The sequence below is a fragment of the Duganella aceris genome (assembly GCF_011090165.1).
Taxonomy (GTDB): domain Bacteria; phylum Pseudomonadota; class Gammaproteobacteria; order Burkholderiales; family Burkholderiaceae_D; genus Rugamonas; species Rugamonas aceris.
Genome location: NZ_JAADJT010000005.1, coordinates 17,096 through 42,165, shown reverse-complemented (window position 1 = coordinate 42,165; position 25,070 = coordinate 17,096). Strand labels below are relative to the sequence as shown.

Annotated in this window: 20 protein-coding genes and 2 tRNA genes; 8 read left to right on the top strand and 14 right to left on the bottom strand. The window is 59.5% G+C overall.

The annotated features are described in order from the left end of the window. Positions 1–21: 21 nt before the first annotated feature. The 5 genes from rpmI to GW587_RS11940 form a co-directional block, all read right to left on the bottom strand. Positions 22–219, bottom strand: a complete 198-nt coding sequence (rpmI, locus tag GW587_RS11960) for a 50S ribosomal protein L35 (RefSeq protein WP_099416965.1) — start codon at positions 217–219, stop codon at positions 22–24. Positions 220–494: 275 nt separating this feature from the next. Next, positions 495–1,034 carry a translation initiation factor IF-3 gene (gene infC / locus GW587_RS11955; RefSeq protein WP_071658961.1) on the bottom strand — a complete coding sequence of 180 codons (540 nt, stop codon included), beginning with the start codon at positions 1,032–1,034 and terminating at the stop codon, positions 495–497. A gap of 21 nt (positions 1,035–1,055) precedes the next feature. Next, positions 1,056–2,963, bottom strand: coding sequence for a threonine--tRNA ligase (gene thrS / locus GW587_RS11950; RefSeq protein ID WP_166102862.1), 1,908 nt, complete (start codon positions 2,961–2,963; stop codon positions 1,056–1,058). A 202-nt stretch (positions 2,964–3,165) separates the two neighbouring features. Further along, positions 3,166–3,242 (bottom strand) — tRNA-Val (locus GW587_RS11945). Positions 3,243–3,288: 46 nt separating this feature from the next. Then, positions 3,289–3,365: transfer RNA gene (locus GW587_RS11940), tRNA-Val, on the bottom strand. 141 nt (positions 3,366–3,506) lie between these two features. On the opposite strand from GW587_RS11940, the gene GW587_RS11935 reads away from it, so the two are divergent. The 3 genes from GW587_RS11935 to GW587_RS11925 are packed head-to-tail and all read left to right on the top strand — an operon-like array spanning position 3,507 to position 6,122. Then, the gene (locus tag GW587_RS11935; protein WP_166102859.1) at positions 3,507–4,448 is read left to right on the top strand and encodes a cation diffusion facilitator family transporter; all 942 of its coding nucleotides are present in this window, start codon (positions 3,507–3,509) and stop codon (positions 4,446–4,448) included. Continuing rightward, entirely contained in the window at positions 4,445–5,452 is a 1,008-nt protein-coding gene (locus GW587_RS11930) for a serine hydrolase domain-containing protein (protein ID WP_166102856.1), read from the top strand. The genes GW587_RS11935 and GW587_RS11930 overlap by 4 nt, the downstream gene beginning before the upstream one ends. Positions 5,453–5,480: 28 nt before the next feature. Then, complete coding sequence (locus tag GW587_RS11925) at positions 5,481–6,122, top strand: CatA-like O-acetyltransferase (RefSeq protein WP_166102854.1); 642 nt, start codon at positions 5,481–5,483, stop codon at positions 6,120–6,122. 107 nt (positions 6,123–6,229) lie between these two features. Here GW587_RS11925 and GW587_RS11920 read toward each other — a convergent pair whose 3' ends face one another. The 3 genes from GW587_RS11920 to GW587_RS11910 are packed head-to-tail and all read right to left on the bottom strand — an operon-like array spanning position 6,230 to position 9,732. Then, positions 6,230–8,479 carry a RelA/SpoT family protein gene (locus tag GW587_RS11920; RefSeq protein WP_166102852.1) on the bottom strand — a complete coding sequence of 750 codons (2,250 nt, stop codon included), beginning with the start codon at positions 8,477–8,479 and terminating at the stop codon, positions 6,230–6,232. A gap of 7 nt (positions 8,480–8,486) precedes the next feature. After that, on the bottom strand, positions 8,487–8,837 hold the full coding sequence (locus GW587_RS11915; protein WP_166102849.1) for a RidA family protein: 351 nt from the start codon (positions 8,835–8,837) through the stop codon (positions 8,487–8,489). A gap of 16 nt (positions 8,838–8,853) precedes the next feature. After that, a complete protein-coding gene (locus tag GW587_RS11910) occupies positions 8,854–9,732 on the bottom strand; it encodes an alpha/beta fold hydrolase (protein ID WP_166102846.1) in 879 nt (292 codons plus the stop codon). A gap of 124 nt (positions 9,733–9,856) precedes the next feature. Between GW587_RS11910 and GW587_RS11905 the strand changes: the two genes are divergently transcribed. The 3 genes from GW587_RS11905 (at position 9,857) to GW587_RS11895 (ending at position 12,868) form a co-directional block, all read left to right on the top strand. Then, entirely contained in the window at positions 9,857–10,651 is a 795-nt protein-coding gene (locus GW587_RS11905) for a 3-hydroxybutyrate dehydrogenase (protein ID WP_166102844.1), read from the top strand. 114 nt (positions 10,652–10,765) lie between these two features. Then, positions 10,766–12,076: a dicarboxylate/amino acid:cation symporter gene (locus GW587_RS11900; protein WP_166102841.1), complete on the top strand. Its 1,311-nt coding sequence runs from the start codon at positions 10,766–10,768 to the stop codon at positions 12,074–12,076. 183 nt (positions 12,077–12,259) lie between these two features. Next, positions 12,260–12,868: a PEP-CTERM sorting domain-containing protein gene (locus tag GW587_RS11895; protein WP_229259411.1), complete on the top strand. Its 609-nt coding sequence runs from the start codon at positions 12,260–12,262 to the stop codon at positions 12,866–12,868. 188 nt (positions 12,869–13,056) lie between these two features. Here GW587_RS11895 and GW587_RS11890 read toward each other — a convergent pair whose 3' ends face one another. From GW587_RS11890 to GW587_RS11865, 6 genes are all read right to left on the bottom strand, one after another. Next, positions 13,057–13,743 (bottom strand): DUF7738 domain-containing protein, encoded by a 687-nt coding sequence (locus GW587_RS11890; protein WP_166102838.1) that lies wholly within the window; start codon positions 13,741–13,743, stop codon positions 13,057–13,059. An 8-nt stretch (positions 13,744–13,751) separates the two neighbouring features. Then, the gene (locus GW587_RS11885) at positions 13,752–14,447 is read right to left on the bottom strand and encodes a DUF7738 domain-containing protein (RefSeq protein WP_166102835.1); all 696 of its coding nucleotides are present in this window, start codon (positions 14,445–14,447) and stop codon (positions 13,752–13,754) included. A 459-nt stretch (positions 14,448–14,906) separates the two neighbouring features. Further along, entirely contained in the window at positions 14,907–15,980 is a 1,074-nt protein-coding gene (locus tag GW587_RS11880) for a T6SS immunity protein Tli4 family protein (protein WP_166102833.1), read from the bottom strand. Beyond that, positions 15,955–18,438 (bottom strand): phospholipase D-like domain-containing protein, encoded by a 2,484-nt coding sequence (locus tag GW587_RS11875; RefSeq protein ID WP_166102830.1) that lies wholly within the window; start codon positions 18,436–18,438, stop codon positions 15,955–15,957. Before GW587_RS11875 ends, GW587_RS11880 begins: the two co-directional genes overlap by 26 nt. Beyond that, positions 18,438–21,713 carry a type VI secretion system Vgr family protein gene (locus GW587_RS11870; RefSeq protein WP_229259435.1) on the bottom strand — a complete coding sequence of 1,092 codons (3,276 nt, stop codon included), beginning with the start codon at positions 21,711–21,713 and terminating at the stop codon, positions 18,438–18,440. Before GW587_RS11870 ends, GW587_RS11875 begins: the two co-directional genes overlap by 1 nt. After that, positions 21,710–22,546 carry a hypothetical protein gene (locus GW587_RS11865; protein ID WP_166102827.1) on the bottom strand — a complete coding sequence of 279 codons (837 nt, stop codon included), beginning with the start codon at positions 22,544–22,546 and terminating at the stop codon, positions 21,710–21,712. The genes GW587_RS11870 and GW587_RS11865 overlap by 4 nt, the downstream gene beginning before the upstream one ends. 197 nt (positions 22,547–22,743) lie before the next feature. On the opposite strand from GW587_RS11865, the gene GW587_RS11860 reads away from it, so the two are divergent. Further along, positions 22,744–23,583: a M15 family metallopeptidase gene (locus GW587_RS11860; protein WP_371875578.1), complete on the top strand. Its 840-nt coding sequence runs from the start codon at positions 22,744–22,746 to the stop codon at positions 23,581–23,583. A gap of 14 nt (positions 23,584–23,597) precedes the next feature. Continuing rightward, the gene (locus GW587_RS11855; protein WP_166102823.1) at positions 23,598–25,043 is read left to right on the top strand and encodes a hypothetical protein; all 1,446 of its coding nucleotides are present in this window, start codon (positions 23,598–23,600) and stop codon (positions 25,041–25,043) included. The last annotated feature ends 27 nt before the right edge of the window (positions 25,044–25,070 follow it).

Below are 25,070 nucleotides of genomic sequence, written 5' to 3'. Positions count from 1 at the left end.
CTCCTTAAATTGAGTGTGAGATTAAGCGGTTGGCATCATGCGCATGACGGATTTCACGTCAGCCGCATCAACGTTCGTGATACCGCGCAGTTGGCGCTTCGATTTGGTGGTCTTCTTGGTCAGAATGTGACGCTTGAAAGCGTGGCCACTCTTGACGGTACCACCTGGACGCACGCGAAAACGTTTCTTCGCGGAGCTTTTGGTTTTCATTTTTGGCATAGCAATCTACCCTTTTGGGTAGCTCCATATCAAACAGGATTACAGGTGGCAACACTACGCTGCGCTTAGATGCCTGCTCTCACTTGTTTTTGCAGCGGATGCGAGTCCACTACATTTACTACAGCCGGCGATTATAGCCGACTTGCAGGAAATCTGCACGAAATAAAAACTGGCGCCGATGGGCGCCCGTTTCACCCCGGCAAGGCGGGGTCAGACCCCGAACGGGGTCTGACCCCAGAATCGAAACGGCGAACCCGTTCGAGACCGTCGCGGGTTTACTTCTTCTTCTTCGGAGACAACACCATAATCATCTGGCGGCCTTCCATCTTCGGGAACTGCTCGACCTGGCCGTACGGCTCCAGATCGGCCTTCAGACGTTCCAGCATGCGGAAGCCAATATCCTGGTGCGCCATCTCACGACCGCGGAAACGCAGCGTGATCTTGGTTTTATCGCCTTCATCGAGGAACTTGATGAGGTTACGCAGCTTGATATTGTAGTCGCCGTCATCGGTGCCCGGACGGAATTTGACTTCCTTCACGGCGATGATTTTCTGCTTCAATTTCGCTTCGTGAGCCTTTTTCTGCTCCGAATACTTGAACTTGCCGTAGTCCATCAAACGACAGACCGGCGGGACCGCGGTAGGCGCGATCTCGACCAGGTCGACGTTTGCTTCTTCCGCCAGGCGGAAGGCTTCGGCCAAACTCACGATACCGAGCGGCTCGTTATCGACCCCGGATAAACGCATTTCAGGGGCAGTGATTTCGCCATTGATGCGATGCGACTTGTCAGTAGCTATGGTGATTCCTTTTAAAATCTAATGAATTGCCAGTGCGATTCAGGCCTTATTGGCGACATCTTGTTGAAGTCGCTCTATCAGGGCATCGATGGACATGACGCCCAGATCGACATTACCCCGTGCCCGCACGGCGACGGTGTTGGCATCCCGCTCTTTGTCGCCCACAACCAGAATGTAAGGCAGTTTTTGGACGGAATGTTCACGTATTTTATAGGTTATTTTCTCATTACGCAAATCGGTCTGAACGCGGAAGCCGCTGCGGCGCAGCTTTTCAGCCACCTGCCCCACATATTCGGCCTGCGCGTCGGAGATGTTCAACACCGAAACTTGCACCGGAGCAAGCCACGCCGGCAGCGCGCCGGCGTAGTTTTCGATCAGGATACCGATGAAGCGCTCCATCGAACCGACGATCGCACGGTGCAGCATGACCGGCACCTGACGGCTGTTGTCGGCCGCCACGTATTCAGCGCCCAGGCGCTCCGGCATGAAGAAGTCGACCTGCATGGTGCCGACCTGCCATGGACGGCCCAGCGAATCCTTCAGGTGGTATTCGATCTTCGGACCGTAGAACGCGCCCTCGCCCGGCAACTCGGTCCAGGTCACGCCGCAGGCGCGCAGCCCGGAGCGCAGCGCGTCCTCGGCCTCGTCCCAGACTTCATCGGTGCCGATGCGGTTGTCCGGACGCAACGCCAGCTTGACGTCGATGTTGTGGAAATCGAAGTCCTTGTAGACTTCCATCGCCTGGGTGTGGAAGGACACGACTTCCGGCTCGATCTGCTCTTCGGTGCAGAAGATGTGGCCGTCGTCCTGGGTGAAGCCGCGCACGCGCATGATGCCGTGCAGCGCGCCCGACGGCTCGTTGCGGTGGCACTGGCCGAACTCGCCGTAGCGCAGCGGCAGGTCGCGGTACGAACGCATATTGCTATTGAAGATCTGCACGTGGCCCGGGCAGTTCATCGGCTTCAGCGCGTAGGAGCGATTTTCCGACTCGGTCACGAACATGTTTTCGCGATAGTTGTCCCAGTGGCCGGTCTTGCCCCACAGGCTGGAGTCCAGGATCTGCGGCGCCTTGACTTCCTGGTAGCCATTGACCTGGTACTTGTTGCGCATGTATTGCTCGACCTGCTGCCAGATGGTCCAGCCCTTCGGATGCCAGAACACCAAGCCCGGCGCCTCGTCCTGGAAGTGGAAGAAGTCCAGCTGCTTGCCCAGCTTGCGGTGGTCGCGCTTCTCCGCCTCTTCCAGTTGGAACAGGTACTGCTCCTGGTCTTCCTTCTTGGTCCAGGCGGTGCCGTACACACGCTGCAGCATTTCATTCTTGCTGTCGCCGCGCCAGTAGGCGCCGGCCAGCTTCATCAGCTTGAACACCTTCAGCTTGCCGGTCGACGGCACGTGCGGACCACGGCACAGATCGGTGAACTTGCCTTCCGAGTACAGCGACACATCCTGGTCGGCCGGAATCGACGAAATGATCTCGGCCTTGTACGCTTCGCCGATCGACTTGAAATAGGCCACGGCCTCGTCGCGCGGCAGCACCTTGCGGGTGACCGGCTCGTCCTTCTTGGCCAGTTCGGTCATTTTCTTTTCGATCGCGACCAGATCGTCGGGCGTGAACGGACGCTTGTACGAGAAGTCGTAGTAGAAACCGTTTTCGATCACCGGGCCGATGGTCACCTGCGCGTCGGGGAACAGCTCCTTGACGGCGTAGGCCAGCAAGTGGGCGGTCGAGTGGCGGATCACGTCCAGACCCTCAGGGTCCTTATCGGTGATGATGGCCAGGTCCGAATCCTTCTCGATCAGGAAGGAAGTATCGACCACCTTGCCATCGACCTTGCCGGCAAGCGCGGCTTTGCCCAGACTGGTAGCGATGCTGGTCGCCACTTGAGCAACGGTGACTGGGCCATCGAATTCACGGGCAGAACCATCAGGAAGGCGAACTGAAAGCATAGCGATCTCCATATCGGCGCAGGGGCCAAGTGTAGTACAACAAATAGATTAAACAAAAACGCGGACGAAAAAAAACGCGGGCTAGCCGCGTTTTCTCTTTTTTTGAGCAAAAAGAATCCCGATCGACTAGCGTCACTCCCAAAGCTTGGTAGTAGTTCGCGGTGTCATAACCGGATTGCCTTTCTCGCTCTTACATATATTCTGGTGGGCGGTGAGGAATTCGAATCCCCGACCCCTTGGATGTCGACCAAGTATTCTAACCAGCTGAACTAACCGCCCGTGGTACTGCAAATTTTACTACTCTTTTTACTGCCACTACATGTTCTGGTGGGCGGTGAGGAATTCGAATCCCCGACCCCTTGGATGTCGACCAAGTATTCTAACCAGCTGAACTAACCGCCCGAAGACCAGCATTATAGAGAGCGATTCGGAGAAAAACAAGGGTATTCATAGGAAACATTTACAGAACACACTATGAAGATGCGCGGCGGCATCGCCGCGCATACATTAGACTACAGCTATCCACCATTCCAACGATAAGCCATGTCAGCCGAAACCAGCATCCAGCCTAGCTCCTCGCCCTCCGCCCACCTGCACGAACACCGTGACGGCGACGCCGAGCACCGCCACTACACGGTGCAGCGCAGCCAGTCGGTGCTGGCGTGGTCGCTGGTGTTGACGCTCGGCTTCGCGGTGGTCGAAGTGGTGACCGGCTTCATGTCGAATTCGCTGGCGCTGATTTCGGACGCCGGCCACATGGTCACCGACGCCGCAGCGCTGGGGCTGGCTTTGCTGGCGCAGCTGATCGCCAAGCGGCCGCCGTCGGCGCGCCACTCGTTCGGCTTCGGCCGCGCCGAAGCGCTGGCGGCCTTCGTCAACAGCCTGGTGCTGATGCTGCTGGTCGGGTGGATCGGCTTCGAAGCGGTGCAGCGGTTCTCGCAGCCGGAGCAGGTGCATGGCGCGACGGTGTTCATCGTCGCCGGCGTCGGGCTGGTGATCAATCTGGTGCTCGCCTATATATTGTCGCGCGGCGACAGCAATATGAATACGCGCGCCGCGCTGGTCAACGTCATCGGCGACTTGCTGGGTTCGGTGGCGGCGCTGCTGGCCGGCGTGGTGATCTACTACACCGGCTGGATGCAGATCGACCCGCTGCTGTCACTGTTCGTGGCGCTGCTGATTTTAAAATCCACCATTGGCGTGCTGCGCGAGTCCTATCACTTCCTGATGGAGGGCGTGCCGGACCAGATCGATTATTTAAAGGTCGGTGCCGACCTGGAACAGATTGCCGGCGTCTGCTCGGTGCATGACCTGCACGTCTGGGACATGTCGCCCGGCCAGCCGGCGCTGATCGGCCACGTCGAAATCGTCGACCTCGAGCGCTGGCCCGAGATCCTGCACGCGATCAAAGCCATGCTGCTGGAAAAGCACGGCATCGACCACATCACCTTGCAGGCCGAAGTCGCACCGCAGGAGGTGAAATGAATCGCGCCAGGCATCTGGCCGCCGCGCTGCTGCTGGCCGGCGGCGCGGCCCACGCCGAAACGCCGCTGGCAGGCGCGCTGGCGCAATGGGATCGCGATGACCACCCCGACCTGCGCGCGGTGGTGGTGCTGCGCCACGGCGCGGTCGTCGCCGAGCGCTATTACAACGGCGAGACCGCCGACACGCTGCACGATGTCCGCTCCGCCGGCAAAAGCATCACCGCCCTGCTGGCCGGCGCGGCCGCCGATCGCGGCAAGCTCAGTGCCGCCGGCAAGGTCGGCCAATACTGGCCCGCGAGCCGGAGCAGCGCGATCGCCGACGCCACGCTCGACAACGTCCTGAGCATGCGCTCCGGCCTGGACGCCTTCGATGAGGATCCCGCCTCGCCGGGCAATGAAGACAAGATGGACGACGCCGCCGATCCGGTCGCGTTCGCGCTGGCGATTCCGCGCCAGACCGCGCCCGGCACGCAATACCGCTACAACTCCGCCACCGCCTACATCGCCGGCCTGGTGATCGAACAAGCGACCAGCACGAAGCTGGACGACTTCGCCCGCCAGACCTTGTTCGAGCCGCTGGGCATCGCGCGCTGGCAATGGATCGCGGACACGGCCGGCCATCCAAAAGGACAAGGCAACCTGTCGCTGCGCGCGCTGGATCTGGCGCGGATCGGCCAGATGGTGCTGGGCAAAGGCGTCTACGACGGCCGCCGCGTCATCAGCGCGGGCTGGATCGAGACCATGCTGGCGCCGCACGTACGCATCGGCGACACCGACCGCTATGCCGACGACTACGGCTATTTCTGGTACGCCAAAACGCAAACGGTGAACGGCGGCGCGGTGCGGGTGCACTTCGCCTCCGGCAACGGCGGCAACAAGATCTACGTGGTGCCGTCGCGCGACATGGTGGTGGCGGTGACGTCCAGCGCCTACGGCAAGGGCTACGGGCAGCTAAGGTCGGAAAACATATTGAAGGCGGTCCTGGCGGCAGATCAATTAAAATAACGCCTCGCTCCACTCAGAACCACGCACCATGCACAACTTTGAAAAACGCCGCGACCGGTACAACGCCTTCGCATCGTTCGAAAACCCCCTGGTTAATTTGAGCTTTGAATTGACGGTGCCGGACTTCCGGCCGTACTGCAAAGCCAACGGCCTGCCGCCGTTCCACTTCTTCCTGTATCACGTGCTGCACGCGCTGCAGGGCATCGACAACTTCATGTACCGCATCCACCAGGGCGAGGTCATCAAGATCGACGACTTCATGGCCTCTTACACCGTCATCAACCAGGACCAGAACCTGAACTTCGCCCGCTTCGAGATGTCGGCAGACTTGAACGAGTTCATCGCGCGCAGCGTGGCCTCCAAGCGCATCGCCGAGGCCAGCGAGAAGGTGATCAACACCAGCGAAGCCCTCAGCGAATACGACCAGCGGCGCAACATCCACATCACCTGCATGCCGTGGCTGAAGCTGAACTCGATAGAACATCCGATTTACCAGCACAAGACCTACGACATCCCCTCGTTGGCCTGGGGCCGCTTCAGCGAGCCGCGCGACGACGGCAAGCTGGCGATGACGATGGCGGTGCAGGCGCACCACGGCTTCGTCGACGGCTACCACGTCCACCTGCTGGCCGAGGCGATCTCGGCCGGCATCTCCCGCACAATGTCCTAATACTCCGGGGTCAGAGCTAAAAACTGGACACGGGCTCTACCGTAGCGGCCGCTACGGTAGAGCCCGTGTCCAGTTTTTAGCTCTGACCCCGGAGTAGGACATCGGATTTAAGCGCGGCGGGCTTCCTGCACGCCGCTCACTTCGGTGATGGCGTTCAGCGCTTTTTGCAGTTGCGCCGTGGCGCCGATTTCGGCGGTGAAGGTCATGCGCGCGAAGCCCTTGGCGCTCTGCGTGTTGACGCCGATGACGTTGATCTTCTCGCGCGAGAAAATTTCCGAAATGTCGCGCAACAACCCCTGCCGGTCGCCCGCCAGGATGAAGATGTCGACCGGGTACACCGTATCCGATCCGGCGCGCCCCCACTCGGTGACGATCACCCGCTCCGGCGCCTTGGTGCGCATCTCGGCGAAGTTCTTGCACGTGGCGCGATGGATCGACACCCCCTTGCCGCGCGTGACGAAGCCGACAATGCCATCCGGCGGCGCCGGCTTGCAGCATTTGGCCAGCTGCGTCATCAAGCCTTCGGTGCCGACCACCAGCACGCCCGACTTGGCGCCCTGCTCCACGCTCGACGCCCGGCTCTTGCCCAGCACCACCGCGTCTTCCACCTCGACCGGCTCGCCGGTGTCGTGCAAGGCGTGCTCGACCTGACGCAGGCTGAATTCATCCTTGCCCACCGACAGGAACAGATCGTCGACCTTGGCGAAGCCCAGCTTGTTGGCCAGCGCCTCCAGGTTGACCGCTGTCTTGCCTTCGCGCTGCAGCGATTTCTCCACCATGGCGCGGCCGTGCGACAGCGTTTCCTGCATGTCGATCGCATGGAACCAGGCACGGATCTTGGACCGCGTCCGCGTCGCGACCGTGTACTCGTCGCTGAGCCAGTCACGCGACGGCCCCGCCGTGCCAGGCGCGCCCTTGGCGGTGATGATCTCGCAGGTCTGGCCGTTTTTCAGCGGCGTGTTCAGCGGCACCATCACGCCGTCGACGCGCGCGCCACGGCAGCGGTGCCCGACATCGCTGTGCAGGTGATAGGCGAAGTCGACCGGCGTGGCGCCCACCGGCAATTCCAGCACCCGCGCCTGCGGCGTCAGCACGAAGATGCGGTCGTCCAGCGCGGCGGCCTTGAGCTTCTCGACCCACTCGCGCTGCTGGTCTTCCTGCCCGACCACCGCGTCGGCGACGTCGGTCTTCCACGCCAGCAGCTGGCGCAGCCAGGCGATTTTCTCGTCGTACTTCTGGCCGGCGAAGTTGGAACCGCCCTCTTCCTTGTAGCGCCAGTGCGCGGCCACGCCGTACTCGGCGAAGCTGTGCATCTCCTGGGTGCGGATCTGCACTTCCAGCGGCCGGCCGTCCTCGGCCGTCACCACCGTGTGCAGCGACTGGTAGCCATTCGGCTTCGGCCGCGAGATGTAATCGTCGAATTCCTTCGGAATCGGGGTCCAGATGTTGTGCACCACGCCCAGCACCGTGTAGCAGGTCTTGACGTCCTCGACGATGACGCGGAAGGCGCGCACATCGTACAAGTCGGTGAAGTCCAGCTCCTTGCCCTTCATCTTGCTCCAGATTGAGTAGATGTGCTTGGGCCGGCCGAACACTTCGGCCTGGATCCCGGCCGAGGCCATCTCCGATTGCAGCCGCGCGATGGCGTTGGTGACGAAGCCTTCGCGCATCATGCGCTTCTCTTCCAGCATCTTGGCGATGCGCTTGTACGCTTCCGGTTCGATGAAGCGGAACGACAAATCCTCCAGCTCCCACTTCAACTGCCAGATCCCGAGCCGGTTGGCCAGCGGCGCGTACAGGTCCAGCGTCTCGCGGCCGTAGGCGCAGGTCATGTCGTTGAACAGCTTGATGTCGGCGAAATAGCGCAAGGTCGTCACGCACGACGCCAGCCGCACCAGCACCACCCGCATGTCGGAGGCCATCGCCAGCAGCATCTTGCGCAGGGTTTCGACTTGCGCCACCGCCAGCTGCGCCGCGTTGCGGCCGCGTCCCAGGCCTTGCGAACTTTGATTCTGCGTCAGCTCGCGCAGCCGGATCAACTGGCGCACGCCGGCCACCAGGTCGCCCACGGCCGGGCCGAAGCGCGGTTCGATGATCACCGCCTGGGCGGTGTCGAGCAGCGTCAATTCAAACATCAATCCGGCGATGCGGGTCTCGACGTCGGTGCGCAGGAAGGCCAGCGTGCTGGCCACGCCGACCGAAAACTCCAGCGCCGACTGGCCGCTGCTGCCGATCTTGTCGCCATAGGCGCCGCCGGCGAAGTCCAGCGCCGCCAGCATGCGCGCGCCGTCGTCGGGCGACAAGCCCTGGACCAGTTGCTCCGACGTTGCGCTGTTGAGCGCGGTGATGGAAACCATGATGCCCCTAACGCTGCGCCGCGATAACGACGATTTCGACCAATACTTCCGGATTCGCCAGCCGCGCTTCGACGGTGGCGCGCGGCGGCGTGTGGCCGCTCGGCACCCAGTCGTCCCACACTTCGTTCATGCCGGCGAAGTCCTTCATGTCCTTGATGTAGATCTGGCAGCTGAGGATGCAGGTCTTGTCGCTGCCCGATTCGGACAGCAGGCGGTCGACGTGGCCCAGCACCTCGCGGGTCTGGCCCTGGATGTCGGCCGAGGTTTCTTCGGCGATCTGCCCCGCCAGATACACGGTCTCGTTATGAATCGCCACTTCGGACAGGCGCTTGCCTACATACAATCGTTTGATTTCCATACTTATCTTCTTCTCATTAACCCAACAGGAATTTCTTTGCGATGGCGATCTGGTCGTCATGGATGAAGGTCGGCGCGTGGCCGACGTTCGGGATTTCCACCAGCGTCGCCTTGGGGCCGCGCCGCGTCATCATGGCCGCCGTTTCCGGCGACAGCAGGTCGGACTCGGCGCCGCGGATCAGCAAGGTCGGGCACTGGATCGCGTCGTACGCCGCCCACAGCATCGCCTCGTCGGCCTCGGCCGATTCCGGCGTGGCCGAGCGGAACGGCTGTGCCAGTCCCATGTCGTAGTGACGCACCCATTTGCCATCCTTGTCCTGGCGTAGCACATCGCTGGCCAGTTTATGCCATTCCTGCTCGGTGTGCTCGCCGAAGGTCAGCGAGACGTCGCGGATGAACTTGGCGCCCATCTCGAAACTGTCGAAACGCAGGTCCTGGCCGATGTAGTCGCCGATGCGCTGCAGCGCGGTCGGCGCCAGCACCGGGCCGATGTCGTTGAGCACCAGCTTGCGGATCGGATTGTCCGGCAGCGAGGCCAGGCCCAGGCCGATCAGGCCGCCCATCGAGGTGCCGAACCAGTCCACGCTCTGTCTTTCGCCGTCTGGCAAGACACGCGCCAGCAAGGTTACGATATCGCTGACATACTGCGGGATGCGGTACAGCTGCGGGTTCTTCAGCCAGTCGGAGCGGCCGCGGCCGACGATGTCCGGCGCGATCACGCGGTATTCGCCGGCCAGCGCCTGCGCCATGCTGTCGAAATCGTCCGAGACACGGGTCACGCCGTGGACGCACAGCAGCACCTTGGGATTGTTTTCGTCACCCCATTCCTTGTAGGACATGCGATGCAGGCCGGTCAGCGACAGACATTGGACGGACTTGATTTTTGCTTCGAACATGCGGCTTCCTTGGATGGTTTTTTATGTAATGATGTTCAGAAATACCATTTTACCGGGCGTGTGATTAAAATCCTACCGAAGTGTAGCGCACCGCCCCCTTATCTCCAATCTTACAGAGGACACTATGGCAAACAAGACTTTGAACGGTAAAACCGCGCTGGTGACCGGCTCCACCTCGGGCATCGGCCTGGGCATCGCCCGCACGCTGGCGGCCGAGGGCGCCAACGTGCTGCTGAACGGTTTCGGCGTCGCCGCCGAGATCGATCAACTGCAGCTCGACCTGGCCAAGGAATTCGGCGTCAAGGTGGCCTACCACAACGCCGACATGACCAAGCCGGCCGAGATCGAAGCCATGATCGGATTCGCTGAAGAGAAATTCGGCGGCGTCGATGTGTTGGTCAACAACGCCGGCATCCAGTTCGTCGCCAACGTCGAAGACTTCCCGGTCGAAAAATGGGACGCCATCATCGCCATCAACCTGACCTCGGCCTTCCACACCTCGCGCCTGGTGCTGCCACGCATGCGCGCCAACAACTGGGGCCGCATCATCAACCTGGCCTCGACCCACGGTCTGGTGGCCTCGGCCGGCAAGTCGGCCTACGTCGCCGCCAAGCACGGCCTGATCGGCTTGACCAAGGCCAACGCGCTGGAGACCGCCACCACCGGCGTCACCGTCAACGCCATCTGCCCCGGCTTCGTGCTGACCCCGCTGGTGCAGAAGCAGGTCGACGACCGCGCCGCCAAGGACGGCATCAGCAACGACGCCGCCAAGAAAGCGCTGCTGGCCGACAAACAACCTTCGGGCGAGTTCGTCACGCCGGAGGAACTGGGCGCGCTGGCGGTGTTCCTGTGCTCGGACGCGGCCAAGCAGGTGCGCGGCGTGGCGTGGAACATGGACGGCGGCTGGGTCGCCCAATAAGTAGTATCCCTCATGCCGGACAGTTATCACGCCCAGTGATTTGCGGGTTTCCACAATAGTGATAACTGCCGGCTTGCGAGATGATTCACTCCTCAACGAACACGAGGAGACCCCGTGAAAAAGCCATTCTATAAAGTACTGTACGTCCAGGTACTATTTGCCATCGCCTGCGGTATTCTGCTGGGCGCGTTCTATCCCGACAGCGGCGTCGCCATGAAGCCATTCGGCGACGGCTTCATCAAGCTGATCAAGATGATCATCGCCCCGGTGATCTTCTGTACCGTCGTCTCCGGCATCGCCGGCATGCAGGACGTCAAGAAAATCGGCCGCGTCGGCGGCAAGGCGCTGCTGTACTTCGAAGTCATCTCGACCTTTGCGCTGGTGATCGGCCTGTTCGTGGCCAACATCGTCAAGCCGGGCGCCGGCTTCAACGCCACCGCCGCCACGCTGGACGCCAAGTCGATCGAGCAGTACACCACCAAGGCCCACGCCCAGACCACCACCGAGTTCCTGATGAATATCATCCCGAACACCGTGGTCGACGCCTTCGCCAAGGGTGACATCCTGCAAGTGCTGCTGATCGCCATCCTGTTCGGCTTCGCCATCTCGCTGCTGGGCGAGCGCGGCAAGCCGCTGATCAAGCTGATCGACGACGCCTCGGCCGCCGTGTTCGGCGTGGTCGGCATCGTCATGAAAGTCGCCCCGATCGGCGCCTTCGGCGCGATGGCCTTCACCATCGGCAAATACGGCCTCAAATCACTGCTGCCGCTGGCCACGCTGATGGGCTGCTTCTACGCCACCTGCGCCATCTTCGTCATCGTCGTGCTCGGCACTGTGGCGCGCCTGACCGGCTTCTCGATCGGCCGCTTCATCCTGTACATCAAGGAAGAACTGCTGATCGTGCTGGGCACCAGCTCGTCGGAAAGCGCGCTGCCATCGCTGATGACCAAGCTGGAACGTCTGGGCTGCTCGAAATCGGTGGTGGGCCTGGTGGTCCCGACCGGCTACTCGTTCAACCTGGACGGCACCAACATCTACATGACCATGGCCGCCCTGTTCGTGGCGCAGGCAACCAACACCGACCTGACGCTGATGCAAGAGCTGACCATCCTGGGTGTGGCGATGCTGACCTCGAAGGGCGCATCGGGCATCACCGGCGCCGGCTTCATCACGCTGGCCGCGACGCTGCACGTGGTGCCGGATATTCCGGTGGCCGGCATGGCGCTGATCCTGGGCATCGACCGCTTCATGAGCGAATGCCGCGCGCTGACCAACTTCGTCGGCAACGGCGTCGCCGCGATCGTCGTGTCGCACTGGGAGAAGGAACTGAACCACGACACGCTGAAGGCGGAACTGGCCAACCCAGGTTCGACCGTCACCGATCCCGACCTGCTGCCGTTGAAATTCCCGACGCACGCACACTAATAGAACCCCAGCAGTTGAAGCCCCGTACAGCGATGTCCGGGGCTTTTTTTGTAATCGCGAGCCGCGCGTTCGCGATCTAACATGAAACCAAGTTAAATATAACTATTGCAACTCCATGTAAAATTAGTTGGCGTCATGTCAATGGTGGGATGACTTAACTAGTTTATGTGGGGGCTTGCTCAAATGAGAAAGATTTGGAAGTTGTTGCCAGTGGCGGCAATGATCACGGGACTGAATGGCATCGCAGTGGCGCAAACCCATCTGATCGATCAGGTTTCCAACGACGCGTCGTCGAGCATCGCTCGCTTTGGCTTGAACGCCGGACTGGCCCAGTCCTTTCAGCAATCATCCACCAACATCTCGGGAGCGGCCCTGTGGATGAGCGCCTTGGCCAGCGCGCCATCGGGCACGGTGCAGATCTCACTGTGGGATGGACTGCCCACCGCGTCCGGACATCAGCTGGCGCAAGGCTCGGCCTTCGGACAGAGCGGCGCCCTGGCCGAGGTTTACTGGAACCCGGTGTCGATCCAAGCCAACACCACTTATTTCCTTGTGTTTGAGAGCAGCAGCACGCTCTTCATCGGCGGATCAGAAGGAAATCCATACTCCAACGGCCAAGCCTATGTGAATGGCTATACCCAATACAGCACACTGGATTTCACGTTCAGGACCTTTACCGACACCACCTTCGTCGCCGCCGCACCGGTGCCGGAACCTGAAACGTATGCCATGCTGCTCGGCGGCTTGGGCCTACTCGGCTACATGACGAAGCGTCGCAAGAGGAACGCGTAGCATTGCGCATTGCCGCTTCGACGGGCGGGCGCTGAGTCAGGCGCCTCGTTGACACCCGCTCGGCATGCGCTACCCCGAACTGCTGCCGTTAAAATTCCCGACGCAGGGACACTAACAAAACCCCTGCAATTCAAGCCCCGCGCGGCAGTTTCCGGGCTTTTTTCCATCCTGGATTTGGCATGTGGCGGTTAGCCGTCTTCGCCCAACGACAAGCTGAGCTCCCTCAGCTCCGCACGTTCATGGTTACCGGTAAGCTTTATAAATATGCCCACCGTCTCGCTTAACGCCCCCACAGGATGGCTGCAATCCCTCAGGCCGCAACGAAGATCACGCGTGCGATTAACGCTGGACCGTATTTCCCAGAATTGGGTTTTCCGATCGATTCCGAAACCATCTAGCTCCAAGTAACCGGGGAATAGTCCTTCAACAATCCAAGGATGCGGCACCGGCTTCCCGTTCTTGTCCAAGTCTGGAAAATCGACCTCGTTTTGTGAGGGATCTTTATTCAGATAGACCGTCACATATTCGACACGATCATCCCTCTTCATGCTGGTGCCGATTGCGATACCCAACGCCTCCCACTTGCACCACTTCGGCCACTTCTGTTCACCGCATACGCTGCCATCGCCGATAATTTTCTTCCAGCTTTGCATCGAGTCGCCGAGAACCAGTCTCCTATCATTGAGAGAGATCCTCCCGTCCTTCAAAATCAGCGCAGGCTTGCCCACTTTTGCAATTTTCCTTGGCAAACCATAGTCCTTCACGGCCAACATCTGCTTCGCCGCTTTGTCAAACGCCGATCCAACGCGGTCCCCAAAATCCTGACCATAGACATTTGCGACGGCAAACAAAACAGTGAATGGGAGCAGTGACATAAGCATCATTATTCTGTACTAGAGGTGATTCCGAATTCTCTCAGCTCTCCGTATTCATCCTCACGACTCAGCATCAGATAGATAGCGGCGTCGGGGCCAAATAATCCCCGTGGGTGAGCACAGCTCTGCAGACCACACTGCAGATCCCGCTGGCGGTCAGCACCCGCCCTCACTTCCCAAAACTTGGCATGTTTGTCGATACCAAAACCATCAAGCTCCAAATATCCGGGAAAGACGCCTTTACTTAGCCAGACCGGATCGATCGGCTTACCTTTCGCATCGCGCGGACGGGTATCGTACAGACTTTCCTCAGGGTCGCGACTGAAGTGCAGCTTCATTTGGCTAACCAATTGCGGCCGCTCGAACGTCGCGGTAATTTCGATGCCCAAGGTATCCCACTTGCACCACATGGGACGCTCACTCTTGGGGGAGCAAACTCCGCCACTACCAATCGCTTTCTTCCATTCATCCATCTGCCTCCCCAGCATCAGCTGGTGATTATTGAAATAAATGGAGATCGCAGGCTGCGCTCCCTTATCCACCTTACTCGGCCGACCATAACCCTTGATCACTCCTGTGGCCTTGGCCGCTTTTTCAAAAGCTGAGTTAAAGCGATCGCCCATGCTGGGGGAGGCAGCGGATGTCTGTCCATAGCAGGCTGGAATCGCTACAGCTAATAATATCGGTACGTATATCTTTCCCATAAATTTAACTCGCTTGGGGATTTACTATGTGAGCACTTGGCTAAGCCGACCTTTCCTGAAAGTGGAAAATCAGCGTTCCACATCAACGTTGCCGAATAGTCTTGGTAATTTTATCCCAGAGCGATAACGAGGTAACGTCGTAACTTGAAGCATGTCCCGTTAAGTCCATTTCCAAATTATCTTAGGCGCAGCAGGTGAGGGTGTTTAGCGCATAGTCTACAATAGAAAGAGAAATCTCTATCACTGCCCTTTTCTCCTGGCCAAATTGACGACACCCACTCTTCAGCACGCATACCAGCGATACTCTTTTCAGACTTACGCAATATCGATTCTTTGATGTTGAATTTTTGCATTAATGATTAGGCCTACCAAGTCGCTGGTGGAGGGTTTCACTATCGAATCAAGCTCAGCTTAGACGTCATACCCGCGTCTGCGAACCATCAATATTCTTGGCGAAAATTAACGGGCACGGATGCTACTGACAATACTACGAGCCAAGCGAAGAAACTCAGCTTTCTCCAGTGGCGTCTTTCCTAAGCTTTGCGCATGTTCGGCGTTACGCAGCACATATACCTGTACCGTAGCCTTTTCTGGACGCACACCATATTCACCTCTTACCGTAGCAAAATAACCGTAATCTTCACCAGCATCATCTCGCTTTATCTTTACAAAAGACTCTAACCCTTCCCGCCGATCGATCAGGATTTTTGAGAATGCAGGCTTTAAAAGCTGCTCTATTTTTTTCCCCATTTCATACTGTGCCCAGAAGTTCGCGATCACCATTGGGGATTCCGCATTCCGTTCCCGTATCGGATCAGAATACTCCACAGCGTTAGCGTCTCCAATCATAACTGTAACATCAGGATGCGAGGTCAATCGATATGTAACCATAATATCTCGTTCCCTCGACGCCGTCAGAGGCACGGCAGCGTAAGGAATACATAATTCACTATCACCCGCAACACTAAAGATAGGCCTGGATTTTATTGATGTCGAATATGAACGGGCGAGGTCTTTAGGAACATTCATGGTGAGCACATGTGAATCAACTTCTAGAAACAACCTTGCGTCATCATCCACACTCCATCCAATCGCATCTTTCCTAGGCGGAAAAACATCCACAACGCGTATTGTTTGGCCACTTTGAATTGGAGCTCGTTTAATATACTTACTATAATCAATTTTACTTTTAGAAAATTGATCCCTAATAGCGGATACCTCTGAGCTATTTAGCCGATCGGTGATGAAAATTTCCCCGTAATACCGCAACGAACTCCAACCTGCTGGCTCCCCATCAGCGAAGCGAAACTTCGATTTTCCTGGTTGACCACGCAGTTGGGCTAATATCCTTGCGGCGGACACCGATGCCACCTCACTGCCTCGGGGTAATTCAAGAGCCAACGTGCCGACACACTCACTCCCCCACTCTGGATTCCCAATTTCCAATGAGTCAGCCCGCACACACACAAAAAATAGAGTGCAGGTTAAAAACACATACTTAAATTGATCAGCCATAGGGCTCAGTTTTTTCATAAGATTTTTCGTTTGATGCTACCACCATTTCGGGATCGCCAGGCATTTCATGTTCCGTGTTCTTTTTATCATTATGAACAATGATACCAGTAGGATATCTTATTCTTATATTTTCATTAGCGGTCCACTCTAATGGTATCAGGGTAATGAAACCACGGACATTTTTAAGATTATTGGCGCCTGAAGCTGCCTGCTTTTTCTGCCAAAATTCTTCCTGAAAAGGCATTGGGGAGGCCAATCCACCTACCTGACCTTTACCTACCTTCAGATTATCATCCCAAGTCGGTAATATTTTGGCTGGCTGGTCCGCCCGTTTTGGTGATGGATCTTTGTTCCGGGGAATGTAAGCAAAAGCGCTATCATAGATGTCGCTATTTTTCTTCGCTCGACTCTGCACCATTTTCCAACTATCGGGATGGCCTGGTGATTCGACCGCATTCATCAAATCATCAGCACTCCGTAATCCACAGGTAATACCAAAAATCTTTTTCCAGATCTTTTTTCGAAGTTCGTGCGCAAAAACCCTTACTGGCTGGTTACTGCCCTTTCCATTGATATCCGCGCGACTTGTTTCATCATCCATGACCAACACCGCGAGCTCAGAATCTCTTTCTCCTAACAGACTACGATCATTGATATTAGCACTTCCTAACAGAGCAAATCTGTCATCGACGATCATTAGTTTGCTGTGCACATAGATCTGTTCAGTAACAAAGTAGCCGTTGAAATCATGCCAATTCCTAAGATTGAGTAACGTTACGTATTCATAACATTTCTCGATCGGCACGCTTTCATATTCGTCATTGGATTCGTCAGTGAAGACAGACAGATAATTTTTTACCTTGGCGTCCTTTAACTCTCGCGCTCTTATCAACCGGCGTATTCCATTTATTAAACTATGGCTTCCATATACCAATGTCTGCATTGTGTAATAGACTTGTACAGCTATACTGGCATCCGTCAATGCTCCTTCCGGATGTACAGGCAGAGTGATATATACGTGAAATTTCGGTTTAGAAATATCATCTAAAATAGATTTCTTCAACCGATTAAGCAGTGCCTTTAGAACGCCATTGTCAGGAAGTTTATCTAAAATAGCCTCATCAGGCGGGCCATCTGACATTTTCCGCACTAATTTTAAAGTCGTATCAGTAATTCCACCGGCTCCATTTTTTATGAACGAACCGACAGGTGAAAGATTACTAGGGTCCGCATTGCCAAGCTTTCCAAAGTCAGAGACGAAAAACTGATTTTCAATGTAAATGAAACGAGTTGCTTTTGCGATCAAATTTTTCATTGCCACATGAACATCTTGCTGACCTTTTTGGAGTTTGCTACCAGGATTAGCTGCGTGCTCTTTGGAACAATGTGCAGCAGGGGCACTGCGCAACACTTGAATCTGCGCCCTGCCCATTGTGCGAAACGCTGTAGGCGGCAATTCACGCGTCAGCTTATTATCTTTTGCACTTGTGGAGGCGTTCCATCGAAGTATGAAATTTTTCAATAGAGCAGACACTGCGGGTCCTTGGATCTTGCAGTGCACATCTTGCCAAGGCATTCGGGGCTGGCGGGTATGATCCAACTCCACAGCCACCACTGTATTCGACGAAACTCTGGGGTTATTAGACACGACATCGACGTTGCCTGGCTTACCATAAGGCACTTGCCATCCACCTCCAGCTATCTTTTTCATCTCAGCTTCAGCAGAACTTCGAACAAGACTGCGGCCAAGCACTCGTATACCAAAGCTGTCCACAGCACCCGACATTAGGTCCGGATCAACTAAGGTATCCGAGTCAGGGGAAATCTTTTTTAACGGCGGAATACTGGGGTTATAACGATTTAGCATGTGCCGGCCATCCTGGTCCGGCCGTAGATCAAAGCGGGCATCATCCATACGTCCGTAACACAGATCCATTCCACCTACATATGCAATTTTTCGATCGATGACAACTTGCTTTTGGTGGTGACTATAATATGCGTTATTAACACTGGCGAAGGATGATGAGGTTGTCACTGTTACACTACCTTTCGATCCAGCATCTTTCAAAATCTCATTTATACTCTGCAAAACAATTTTGGTCTGATCATCGTATGTTTGAATAGGCTCACGGTCATCCCAAGGCATGACATAAATATGCACGCCCCGCTTAGCGCAACGGAGAAGTAAATCATACAAGCGCACGCCCGGTAATAAAAGCGCATCCCAGTTAACTTGCCAGCCAGCAATATATATTTCACTGCTAGCTTTATCACATTCCCCGATTAAGTCAGTGAAGTAATCTCTACCGGAACAATAGGACTCAATCTTGTTCCCCTCCGTCGGCATGGAAAAGACGTCGGTGATTGTCCTGTCAACCCACAATGGCGTCGCGTGCGCCGCCACAGATGGATTTCCATTCTTGTCAACGATTTGATAAATCGTACCTGGTTGTGCAGAATCACCGTTGGCGCTCATTACGTACCCTTTTTTATCTTGTCGAACAAATTCGTTCCACTACTGCTCTTCAAATCGCTGCGAGCCACCTTGGCGTGAAAATCTTCCACGTCCACTCCATTCGTGATGAGATGGTCATCCGAGTAGCCAAGGGCATTAAGGCCATGGTAAAACTTATCCGAGTCCGACCAGTAGTCTTTGGCCACATTGATACTGAGCTGACGCGCATGACTATTTGCAATAACCCATAATCCGCTTGGTGTCCGGTTATATTCCTGCTGCAGCTTTTTTTCATCGGACTTTGACAATTTCATATTTCCATCATCGTCGCTGATCCCGGAAAGAATTATATTTTCGCTGCTTAAAGCCCCATCAATGTCATGCGCCCTAACCACTCGCCAGTCCGCATTAGGATAAGGTTCGGAGAGAACTCCCGGGGCATCTTGCAAACGCATTGCAAAGGAAAGGGCCACGACGTCAATAGCCGAGCGCGGCATCGGTGGGGCTGGATAGTTCAACCTTGTCTGAGCCGAGAAAATCTTCTTGCCCGCCCGGATGACTATTTTTCCCGGGCATTGCACGGTGATGTTCCCGCCTTCAATGGTGATATTGGCCCCACCCGCCGTCGACAAGGTGATGCTCTTCGCAGCAGCCCAATCCACCTCCGCATTCGCGCTGACGACGTTAACCTCATCGCGCGCCTGCACCTTCAGCACATCGGCCTGCGCCTGGAGGTCGATGACGTCCTTGGCCGCGATCAGTTGCACGCCGATGCCGCCCTCGCCCGCCTTGACCGCGCCGCCCAGCACACCGATGGCCTGGCCGCTGTGCGCGCGCATCTGGCCGGCGCTGATGAACTGCGTGTCGCCGCCGCTCATCAGCGAGATCGTCTCGCCGTTCGCCAGTTGCAGCGCCTGCCCCGCCGTGACGCCGATGCCGGTCTTGCCGCTGATCGCGATGATCGGCGAGCTGGCGTGCGGCAGTTGATCGTCGCCCGGCGCCGTCTTCTTCTCGCCGGCGTCGGCCTTGGCCGCGCTCACGCTGCCGTTGCCGACCATGCCGGACACCGCCGTCAACATCGCCTTCAGCGGCGCCGACGCGTCGTCGAGCGCGCTCGCGTTCGCTTTAGTCGCGCCGATGTGGCCGCTGAGCGCCACCGTCTCATGCGTCTTGGCCGCGTCACTAAAGGTCTCGCCCAGCTTGACCGCCTGCTTGAGCAGCGCGATACCGGCCGTGTTATCGCCGGCCGGATCGCGCTCGCCCGCGTTGTGATCGATCTTGTAGCTGCTGATCAGCAGCCCGGCGCCGCCGCGCACCGCGCCGTAAGCGTCGGTGCGCAACTCGGCGCCCTGCCCGCGCAAGCTGCCGCGATAGTTGTCGGCGCTGTGGATCAGATGGCCCAGCGATAATTCGCTGGCCGCGTGCGTAGAGCGCAGCTGCACGCGTCCCTGCGCATCGGTGTCGTCGAACAGCAACTGGTTGTAGCCCGATCCGCCGAACTCCTTGCTGCGCACGCCCCACTGCGCGGCGCCATTGCGATGGCCGTCGCTGTCGCCCGACGCGCCGTGCCACAACGGGCTGTTGCCTCCGGCCAGATTGCCCTGCGCCGATGGCGCATGGTCGCTGGCAGGGTTGAACGGCCTGGCCTCGCCGGCCGTGTCGCTCTGCCCTGCCGGCGTCGGCGTCACGCCGCCCTCGCCCTGGCCGTTGTACAGCGCGCCGATGATGATCGGCCGGTCGATATCGTTTTCGATGAATTGCACCAGCACCTCTTGCCCGATGCGCGGCAGGAACTGGCTTCCCATGCCGCCGCCGGCCGAACGCTGCGCGACGCGCACCCAGCAGGTGGCGTCGCCGCTGTCCTGCCAGTGGTAGCGGATGCGCACCCGGCCCAGCCGGTCGCAATACAGCTCATCGGCGCCGGACGGCTGGTCGATGCCGTCGGCGCCGATGACGATGGCGCTCTGCGCGCCCCGCGCGGTCGGCTTCGGATGGCTGCGGCCGTGGCTGCCCGCCAGTTGCGGACGCCAGATGACATCGGCCGCCACCGCTTCGAAGCTGTTGGCGTAGCCGGTCTGGCGCGCCTGCGCGACGGTCTGCGCGAAGTCGCCCGGCACGTCGGCGACGATTTCCTCCAGCAGTTCCGGGATCGGTCCGAACAATTCCGCCAAGGCCTGCTGCGCCGGCGACGGTAAATTATTAACGCCAACGCTGCGTACGCGCAGCAGCACATAGGCCGGCGGCGACTCGGACGTCGATTGCAACGGTCCCTGCGTGACGTTGATTCGAGCGCCAGCCGCCAGCGTGCGCACCGTCGAGCGGCCGCGCCACAGCTGCGCCGACGCTTCGCGGCCCTGCATCTGCAGATCCGCATAGCGCTGCGCCTGCGCCGCGTTCGCGTACGCATATTGGCCGGGCACGTCGTAGCTTTCCAGCGCCGGTAGCTTGCCCGAAGTGAGGCGCGATGGCGCGCTGGCGTTGACGGCCTGTTTGGATTTGTAGTCGTAACTGAGCAAAGTGGTCAGCGATGCCGTGACGCTGCGCCGCGCGTTCAAGGCCTGGATGGTGTCGGACGCCTCGCCGGCGCGCACGCCATGGAAGCGGATGCCGCCACCGGCCTCGCTGCTCGCGTCCTCCGGCGTCGCGCTATTCTGGCTGCTGTCGGCGAACAGCACCACGCCGACACCATCTTCCAACTGCTCGTAGCGCCAGGCCAGGCCCTCTTCGGTCAGCAAGCGCCGCACGAAGTCCAGGTCCGATTCGCGATATTGACAGCAATAGCTGCGCGCCACGGCGTCGGCCATGAACGGCTCGGCCTCCTCGCTCCAGCGCCATTGCGCCAGCGGCGCGTAGCCCTCGAACACTTCATCGACGATCTCGATGACGGTCTTGTCTTGCCACACGCGGCTGTTGCGCACCTGGCCCAGGCGCCACAACCACGGCGTCAAGCGCAAGCGGAAACGCGCCAGGCCGCCTTCACTGCCCAGCATCGCCGCCTGCGTGATATCGCCATGGAACGTGGTGCGGCTGCCGTCGGCCAGGCTGACCGACAGGCTGGCTGACTGGCCCAGCAACGGCCGCAATTCAATATGCGCGTTGGTGGACAACACGATGATGTCGCGCGCGCCGACGTCCTGCACGCCGTCGTCGGCGGCGAAGGCTTCGACCAGCAGACCGCCGGAACCGAGATCGTCGTCGCCGCCGTCACCGTCGCCCAGCGTCAGCTCATACAGGCGCGTCGCGCTGGAGAACTGCGCGAGCGCCGTCGTGATCTGCTCGATCAGCGCGACGCTCATGACTCGGAGGCGGTCTTCACTGGCGCCGGGTTCTTGCACTCGGGCTCCTTGCGCGCGGCGTTGGCGCACAGGTGCGCGCGGCATTGCGCGGCGCCGACTTCGTTCTGCAACCCGCACTGCTTCAGCAGGTAGGCCGGCGTCGACGGCGTCTTGGCCGGTTGCCCCGCCTGCACATGGGCCATCAGCGCGGCCAGCAGCGCGACGTCGCTGTCCGGCGCGGGCTTGGCTTTGGCCTTGGCCGGCTCGGTCTTCTGCGCCAGCTTGACGGTCTTGGCCTGCGGCTTCTCGGTCTTGGCCTGCGCCAGTTTCGGCTTCGGCTTGGCCGCCGCATGCGGACTTTCCAGCGCGGCGGTCAGCTCATCGCGCGGCGGCTTGGCGGCGGCTGGCGTGTCGTTCAGCATGTCCTTCAAGGAGCGCGTGTTGTCTGTGGCGGGGCTGACGGAAGCGGTGTCTTCGACGATGGTCGCGGTCTCCGGCGCGGCCGCCGCAACAGGGGGCGCGACTGCCGGAACAGGCGTCGCGGCCGGCGGCGTGATCGGAGTGGCGGCGGGCACGGTGGCGTGGGCCAGCACGGGCTCGACATCCGGCTCGCCATTCATCCAGACGACGCCACCAATGACCAGCGCGAGCAGCAGCACGCCGACACCGGCGGCAATCGCGCCCTTGTTACCTTTCTGGGACGCGGCCGGCGCGGCGGCGGCCGCGCGCGCGGGCTTGGCGTTCTTCCCTTCCAGACCGTTCAGGATGTTGTTGCGGTCCGCACCGGTTGGCTGCTCTTTGGACAGCAGGCTGGGACGGCCGGTGGACGGCGGGCGTTCATCGTCTCGTTGCAAAATAGACTCCCTTATTAATTTCACATTACTTTACGACATTCAAGAAAAATGTGGCGCAACAAAGCGTTTCAACCGTGCACGACCCGGCCCGAGCTCAGCTGTTCAATCGTGCGCGAGCTTGCCATAACTCTAATATATACTCAGAGCAATGCTTTTTAGACATTAGTTTTTATTTCCAACAGTGCGTTGAGGCCATCGTGTTTTTACTGGCGGTAACTATTTATTTTTTGCTGGCATGCCTGATCAGCTGGATGGTGCTGTTTCCGTCCGGCCGCGAGTTCGTGCTGGCGCGACTGGCCGGCGCAAGCCAGCGCATGCAGCAGCGGCTGGACCGCGCCGCGCAGCGCCGCCGCCAGGACCTCGGCGCGTTGACGCAATCGGGCCGGGCCTCGGTCAACGGCGTTGGCGCCTTTTTGCGCGAGCATTACCTGCTGTGCCTGGGCGGATTGGGCCTGTTGTGCGTGCCGCCGATGGTGGCGCTGCTGTTGTCCGGCAAGCCGACCTTGAGCGGCTACGATGCGCCGACACGCGAGATCAACACCCAGGTCGCGGGCTTGCTCGAAGGCGAACAACTGGTGCCGCCGCCGGCGCTGCCGCCGCTGGTCTTTGCCACCGCCGAAGTCCAGCTGGAACGGCCGATGCTGGTGTCGGCCAGCCGCGATTGGGCTTTGCTGGATGCCGCCTACGCGCAGCGGCTGCTGATGGCGTTCAAGATCATGAAGGAAAAGTATGGCTACGACATGGCCATCCTGGAAGGCTACCGCAGCCCCGAGCGCCAGAACACGCTGGCGGCGATGGGCTCCAGCGTCACCAACGCGGCGGCGTTCCAGAGCTGGCACCAATACGGACTGGCCGCCGATTGCGCGTTTCTGCGCGACGGCAAGCTGGTGATCTCGGAGCGCGATCCCTGGGCTCTGCGCGGCTATCAGCTGTACGGCGAAGTCGCCGAGTCGCTGGGCCTGACCTGGGGCGGCCGCTGGAAGATGATGGATTTCGGGCACACGGAACTGCGCCAAGCCGGCGTCATGAAAAAATAGGAGCACCCTGAACGATGATCTGGTTACGAAACGCCGCCCTCACCACTACCGCCTTCGGCGGCAGCTGGGGCGGTGCGATCTGGTTCTGGCGCGAGAACAACCGCATGCCGGACACCGGGGATCTGGTGCTGTATCTGCTGGTGCTGCCGGTGCTGCTGTTGACCGCATGGTGGCTGGGCCGCAAGGCATGGACGCGCATCAGCATGCCGGCCGCCGCCAGCGCCTCCACCGCTGCGGCAGTCGAGCTGACGCCGGTCGCACCCGCGCTGGCGCCCGGCCTGACGATCGCCGCCAGCGCGGTGCGTGCACCGCACGGCGCTTCGATCGCGGAGCTGCGCGGCGCGTTGGCCGGCCAGCAGGCCCGCCCGGAACTGGATAAGGAACTGTACGACGACGACGGCTACCCGATCATGAGCGCGCGCCTGCCCGACGCCGGCACCGACATCGCGAAAGAAGAATTCGGCCAGTGGCTGGGCACCCAGGCGCTGCCCGATCCGCATTTCGACGAGGGCCAATGGCGCGCGCTCGCCGCAGGCGGCGCCGTGGTCAGCGAACTCGCCGGCCAGCTCGGCATGCATCAGCATTTGCAGCCATGGCTGGAACAACAGCACGAGCGCCGCGAAGGCCGGCTGCCGCCCAACGCGGTCGCCGCCGCCGAGCCACCCGCCCTGCAATTGCTGGCGGTATGGCCGGCCGAGTGGCGCCCGGAGCAGCGCGACGCCGCGCAGCAGTGGCTGCGCCATCTCGTGGTCGAATCGGGCTGGCCGCAAGAGCGCCTGGCGCCGACCGCCGCGCCGTCGCTGGACCCGCATAGCCTGGACGATGCGGGCCAACTATTGGCGGCGCTGCTGAAGCGCGCGGCCGAAGCACAGCGCCCAAGCCTGGCGCTGGTGGTCGCGGCCGGATCGCAAGTCAGCGAAGCCGGCGTCGCGCGCCTGTCGCATCACGCGGCGCTGTTCACCTCGGCCAACGCGCAAGGCCAGATTCCCGGCGAAGGCGCCGCAGGCCTGCTGCTGGCCGACGCCGCGCAAGCGCAGCTGCTGGACGGCGCCGGCCGCAACGTATTGCAAGCGATCGTCAACGGCCGCCGTGGCGCTTCCGCCGACACGGCCAGGCGCGACACCGACACCAGCCTCGCCGACCTGACCGGCCAGGTGCTGCGCGAAGGCCAGGCCGACGCCGCGAAAGTGGCGCTGGTCGCCGCCGACACCGGCCACCGCACCAGCCGTGTGATGGAACTGATGAACCTCGTGACGGCCACCGCGCCGCAGCTCGACCCCGGCGCCGACGTGATCGGCATCGGCGCCAGTTGCGGCAGCTGCGGCGCGGTCACGTGGATGACGGCACTGGCCCTGGCCGACGCGGAAGCGCAGGACCGCGCCGGCCCGGTGCTCTGTATCAGTAACGAAGACCCGTACCGCCGCTGCGCCGCGCTGATAACGCCGGCCGCAGCGGCATGAATATTTTCCACGATTACCTGAGCAATC

Bases quoted from the DNA above. Each gene is read 5' to 3' on its own strand.
- GW587_RS11870 (WP_229259435.1), bottom strand. From the start codon at position 21,713: ATGAGCGTCGCGCTGATCGAGCAGATCACGACGGCGCTCGCGCAGTTC.
- rpmI (WP_099416965.1), bottom strand. From the start codon at position 219: ATGCCAAAAATGAAAACCAAAAGCTCCGCGAAGAAACGTTTTCGCGTG.
- GW587_RS11920 (WP_166102852.1), bottom strand. From the start codon at position 8,479: ATGGTTTCCATCACCGCGCTCAACAGCGCAACGTCGGAGCAACTGGTC.
- GW587_RS11930 (WP_166102856.1), top strand. From the start codon at position 4,445: ATGAATCGCGCCAGGCATCTGGCCGCCGCGCTGCTGCTGGCCGGCGGC.
- GW587_RS11895 (WP_229259411.1), top strand. From the start codon at position 12,260: ATGAGAAAGATTTGGAAGTTGTTGCCAGTGGCGGCAATGATCACGGGA.
- GW587_RS11885 (WP_166102835.1), bottom strand. From the start codon at position 14,447: ATGGGAAAGATATACGTACCGATATTATTAGCTGTAGCGATTCCAGCC.
- GW587_RS11925 (WP_166102854.1), top strand. From the start codon at position 5,481: ATGCACAACTTTGAAAAACGCCGCGACCGGTACAACGCCTTCGCATCG.
- GW587_RS11910 (WP_166102846.1), bottom strand. From the start codon at position 9,732: ATGTTCGAAGCAAAAATCAAGTCCGTCCAATGTCTGTCGCTGACCGGC.
- GW587_RS11890 (WP_166102838.1), bottom strand. From the start codon at position 13,743: ATGTCACTGCTCCCATTCACTGTTTTGTTTGCCGTCGCAAATGTCTAT.
- GW587_RS11915 (WP_166102849.1), bottom strand. From the start codon at position 8,837: ATGGAAATCAAACGATTGTATGTAGGCAAGCGCCTGTCCGAAGTGGCG.
- GW587_RS11880 (WP_166102833.1), bottom strand. From the start codon at position 15,980: ATGAAAAAACTGAGCCCTATGGCTGATCAATTTAAGTATGTGTTTTTA.
- GW587_RS11905 (WP_166102844.1), top strand. From the start codon at position 9,857: ATGGCAAACAAGACTTTGAACGGTAAAACCGCGCTGGTGACCGGCTCC.
- GW587_RS11935 (WP_166102859.1), top strand. From the start codon at position 3,507: ATGTCAGCCGAAACCAGCATCCAGCCTAGCTCCTCGCCCTCCGCCCAC.
- GW587_RS11875 (WP_166102830.1), bottom strand. From the start codon at position 18,438: ATGAGCGCCAACGGTGATTCTGCACAACCAGGTACGATTTATCAAATC.
- GW587_RS11855 (WP_166102823.1), top strand. From the start codon at position 23,598: ATGATCTGGTTACGAAACGCCGCCCTCACCACTACCGCCTTCGGCGGC.
- thrS (WP_166102862.1), bottom strand. From the start codon at position 2,963: ATGCTTTCAGTTCGCCTTCCTGATGGTTCTGCCCGTGAATTCGATGGC.